General features: G+C 62.6%; 5 protein-coding genes and 1 pseudogene. 1 reads left to right on the top strand and 5 read right to left on the bottom strand.

Features of this window, described 5'->3' with window-relative positions; translation table 11 throughout:
• The 3 genes and pseudogenes from AC1DIO_RS35085 to AC1DIO_RS35075 form a co-directional block, all read right to left on the bottom strand.
• Positions 1-231, bottom strand: a pseudogene (locus AC1DIO_RS35085) (transporter substrate-binding domain-containing protein); the annotation flags it as partial.
• Between the two features lie 90 nt (positions 232-321).
• Positions 322-963: an amino acid ABC transporter permease gene (locus AC1DIO_RS35080; RefSeq protein WP_441489915.1), complete on the bottom strand. Its 642-nt coding sequence runs from the start codon at positions 961-963 to the stop codon at positions 322-324.
• 10 nt (positions 964-973) lie between these two features.
• Positions 974-1,642 (bottom strand): amino acid ABC transporter permease, encoded by a 669-nt coding sequence (locus tag AC1DIO_RS35075; protein WP_441489914.1) that lies wholly within the window; start codon positions 1,640-1,642, stop codon positions 974-976.
• 210 nt (positions 1,643-1,852) lie between these two features.
• Between AC1DIO_RS35075 and AC1DIO_RS35070 the strand changes: the two genes are divergently transcribed.
• A complete protein-coding gene (locus AC1DIO_RS35070) occupies positions 1,853-2,542 on the top strand; it encodes a TetR/AcrR family transcriptional regulator (RefSeq protein WP_476854926.1) in 690 nt (229 codons plus the stop codon).
• A gap of 18 nt (positions 2,543-2,560) precedes the next feature.
• Here the strand turns inward: AC1DIO_RS35070 and AC1DIO_RS35065 are convergent, their stop codons facing one another.
• Positions 2,561-3,004 (bottom strand): type II 3-dehydroquinate dehydratase, encoded by a 444-nt coding sequence (locus tag AC1DIO_RS35065; RefSeq protein ID WP_441489912.1) that lies wholly within the window; start codon positions 3,002-3,004, stop codon positions 2,561-2,563.
• Between the two features lie 108 nt (positions 3,005-3,112).
• A partial coding sequence (locus AC1DIO_RS35060; RefSeq protein ID WP_476769861.1) for a transporter substrate-binding domain-containing protein occupies positions 3,113-3,873 on the bottom strand: 761 nt, incomplete at its 5' end.

Below are 3,873 nucleotides of genomic sequence, written 5' to 3'. Positions count from 1 at the left end.
GAAGAGCGCCGCGATATCGGCATCCAGCCCATCCTGCTTGCCGGCGCTGGTGACGAAGCCCCAGGGCGGATTGTCGCCCTGGATGCCCACGACCAGCTTGCCCTTCGCCTTGATCTMCGCCGGCGTCACCGCCAGCGCAGGCCGCAGCAGCAGGCCGGGCGCCGCAAGCCCGACCGCGCCGGCCAACAGAGCCTGACGGCGGTTGAGCAATCCCTTGTTCGAAGATGTCATGTCTCACTCCCTTGGTTGATCTTGCTTGGTTGATCTTGCCTGGTTGAACTTGCCTGGCCGGAATTGGCGCGGTGTCTGTTGCCGGCCTCGTCAGCGTGTTGCCGCGGCAAACTGGCGTTCCAGCCGCGCGCCGAAGAGCGAGAGCGGCCAGCACATGACGAAGTACAGAGCCCCCACGATCCCGAAGACGAGGAGAGGCTGGAAGATCTGGTTCGAGATGATGTTGCCAGCCCGGGCCAGCTCGGTGAAACCGACGATGGCAGCCAGCGACGTTCCCTTGATCAGCTGCACCAGGAAGCCGATCGTCGCCGGCAGCGAGATGCGGATAGCCTGCGGCAGGACCACATCCTTCATCCGCGAGACATAGTTCAGGCTCAGCGCCTTGGCGGCCTCGGTCTGGCCCTTCGGCACGGCTTCGATTGAGCCACGCCAGATTTCGCCGAGATAGGCGCTGGCATGCAGCGTGAAGCCGATCGAGACGGCGACCCAGGAGTCGAGTTTCAACCCGATCAGCGCCAGTCCGTAATAGACCACGAAAAGCTGCATCAGCAGCGGCGTGCCCTGGAAGATGGCGATATAGCCTGAGGTTGCACGCTCCAGCAGCGGAATACCGGAGGTCCGCGCCAGAGCGACGCCGAGCCCGAAGATACCGCCCCCGACGAAGCCGATCACCGAAAGGAAGACCGTCCATTTCAGTCCGGTGAGGAGGAAGAGGAATTCGTTTGTACCCATGACGATCTCCTCACTTGACCGGATAGCTGAAATACCGACCGGAGATGAGCGCGAAGAAGCGCATCATCAGCCAGGATATGACGAGGTAGAACAGCGTCACCGTCCCGTAGACCTCGAAGCTGCGGAAGCTGTCCGACTCGATCCGTTGTGCGACTGAGGTCAGCTCATAGGCAGAGATCGCGGAGGCGACGCTGGTCGTCAGCGTCAGCAGCACGAACTGGCTGGTCAGTGAGGGAAAGATCGCGCGCAGCGCCGGCCGCAGAACGATCAGCCGGAAGACCTGCGCCTTGTGCAGGCCAAGCGCGAGACCGGCTTCGACCTGCCCCTTGCTGATCGACTGAACGCCGCCACGGATGATCTCGATGGCATAGGCGCCGCCATTGATGCCCAGCGCGATAATGGCCGTCGGCGTCGGGTCGAGCCGCACGCCCAGGAGCGGCAATGCGAAATAGATGAAATAGATCTGCACCAGGAAGGGCGTGTTCCGGATCAGCTCGACGAAAGCCATCACCAGCCAGCGCACCTGTTTGATCCGCGAGTCGCGCAGCACAACACCGCCGATGCCGATGACGATGGCCAGCACCATGCCGCCGAGCGCCAGGAACAGCGTTCCCAGACAGGCGGTCAGAAGGCTCGGCAACCCATCCAGTACAGGCGTGAAATCAAGCTTGTAGTTCATGGCGCTTCCCTGAGCGGCCGACCTTCTGAGTGGGTCGATCCGGTTCCCGTCTTTGGCGGTAGCGCCTCTGGGTGGGCGCCTTGAGTATGAGCGATCGTTCGGCTTGCGCGATCGCCTGTCGATGTTAAATGTACGAAACGGTTCAATTGGTCAAGTCAATTGAACTGAACGGTTCATTTACAGCCGCACAGTCGGCGCCGGGGTCTGTCCATGCTTGGAAGCCGCAAGACGAATGAGATGCCGGCCTCGCCGGCGCGGCCGGCTGGCACGCGAAAATCCGCGAGCTGGACCCAGGACCCCGACGGCGTTCGCCGCAATATCCTGGCGGTCGCGCGTGACGAGTTCGTCGAGAATGGGCTGAGTGGTGCGAGGGTCGACGAGATCGCGGCGAAGACCTCCACCAGCAAGCGGATGATCTACTATTATTTCGGCGACAAGGAGGGACTCTACCGGGCCGTGCTCGAGGAGGCCTATGCCCGGATCCGCAATTTCGAGCGCAGCCTCGATCTGGCTGCCCTGCCCCCGCGCGAAGCGATCGTGTCGCTGACGGGTTTCACCTTCGACTATCACGCCGACAATCCGGATTTCGTCCGCCTCGTCATGGTCGAGAACATCCACCATGCCCKGCATCTCCAGAGCTCTCCCAAGATCGCGGATCTCAACCTCTCGGTCATCGACATGATCGGCGAGGTCTATGAGCGCGGACTGCGCGAGGGAGTGTTTCGGGAGGGTCTCGACCCGATCGACATCCATCTGACGATCAGCGCGCTGAGTTTCTACAATGTCTCCAACCGGGCCAGCATCCAGCAGGTCTTCGGGCACGACATGGGGGCGCCGGAAGCCCGCGAGCGCCGACGGCTCAGCGCGATCGAGACCGTGCTTCGCATGCTCTGCCGCTGACCGCATGGCGCGCAGGGATCAGCTGGGCCCGACCAGGCCGGCCATAGCCTGGATCGCCAGTTCGTAACCGGCTGCGCCGAAGCCGATCAGGATGCCGGTCGCCGTCCGGGAGATCAGCGAATTGTGGTAGATGCTCTCTCGGGCATGCACGTTGGAAATGTGCAGCTCGATCTTCGGACCGTCGAACATCTTGAGGGCATCGAGCAACGCGATTGAGGTGAAGGTGTAGCCGGCCGGATTGATGATGATCCCGCACGCCTCGATGCGGGCCTGATGCACGCTCTCCACCAGCTCGCCCTCGAAATTCGTCTGGCGGAAGTCGATCTCGAAACCCAGCGTCCCGGCTTTCTCGATACAGCGCTGTCGAACCTCATCGAGCGTGGTCGTTCCGTAGATCGCGGGTTCGCGCTGGCCGAGCAGATTKAGATTGGGGCCGTTGAGGACGTAGATGCGATTGCTCATGTCGATATCCTTGGCGCCTCGTCGCGCATGCGCGGCAAGGCGCGTGCAGGCCGGAGTCAACGCGGCTGGCCTGCAGGCAAAATCTGAAGGAGCGAGCGAGCAGCGCGCTCAGCTTGCGGAGAAGGAGATGCCTTCGAGGCTGTCGGGGAACTTGTGGACGGGAACCTTCATCCACTTGTCGTAGACTTTCTGGAGCTCGCCATTCGCCCTGATCTTGTCGATAAAGGCGTTGAGGGCGGCGTTGATCTCCTTCTCGCCCTGCCGGGTGCAAGCGCCGTTGTAGAGGTTCTGGAATTCGAGCTTGTTCTCGAATTCGCCCGGCCGGGCCTGCTCGATACGCTGGATGTAGAAGATGTTGCCGCCAAGCGCCTGGACCTGGCCCGAGACCAGCGCCTGGATGCTGGGGGCATCGCCGTCATAGCGCCGGATCGTCGTGCTGGCCGGCGCGTTCTTGGTGACCTGGGTATCCTGGGCTGCGCCCTTGGCCACGCCGATAGTGAACTTCGCCATGTCCTCATTCGTCTTGATCACCGCCGATTTCGGCCCGATCAGCACGATCGTGTTGGCGACATAGGGCTTGCTGAACTGCACCACCTTGGCCCGTTCGGGCAGCATCGCCATCGTCGCAAACAGCACATCGACGCGCCCCGTGGTCAGGGCCGGGATGCGGTTATTGACCTCGAGCGGCACGAACTCGACGGGGACGCCGAGCTCCTTGCCGAAGAGCGCCGCGATATCGGCATCCAGCCCATCCTGCTTGCCGGCGCTGGTGACGAAGCCCCAGGGCGGATTGTCGCCCTGGATGCCCACGACCAGCTTGCCCTTCGCCTTGATCTCCGCCGGCGTCACCGCCAGCGCAGGCCGCAGCA

The organism is Allobosea sp. 05T439, from assembly GCF_056396005.1.
The sequence above is the reverse complement of the archived record's forward strand: the minus strand, read 5'-3'. Positions and strand labels throughout refer to the sequence as shown.

What these genes read in the sequence shown, in the direction of transcription:
- AC1DIO_RS35080 (WP_441489915.1), bottom strand. Translation starts at nt 963, where the DNA reads ATGGGTACAAACGAATTCCTCTTCCTCCTCACCGGACTGAAATGGACG.
- AC1DIO_RS35075 (WP_441489914.1), bottom strand. Translation starts at nt 1,642, where the DNA reads ATGAACTACAAGCTTGATTTCACGCCTGTACTGGATGGGTTGCCGAGC.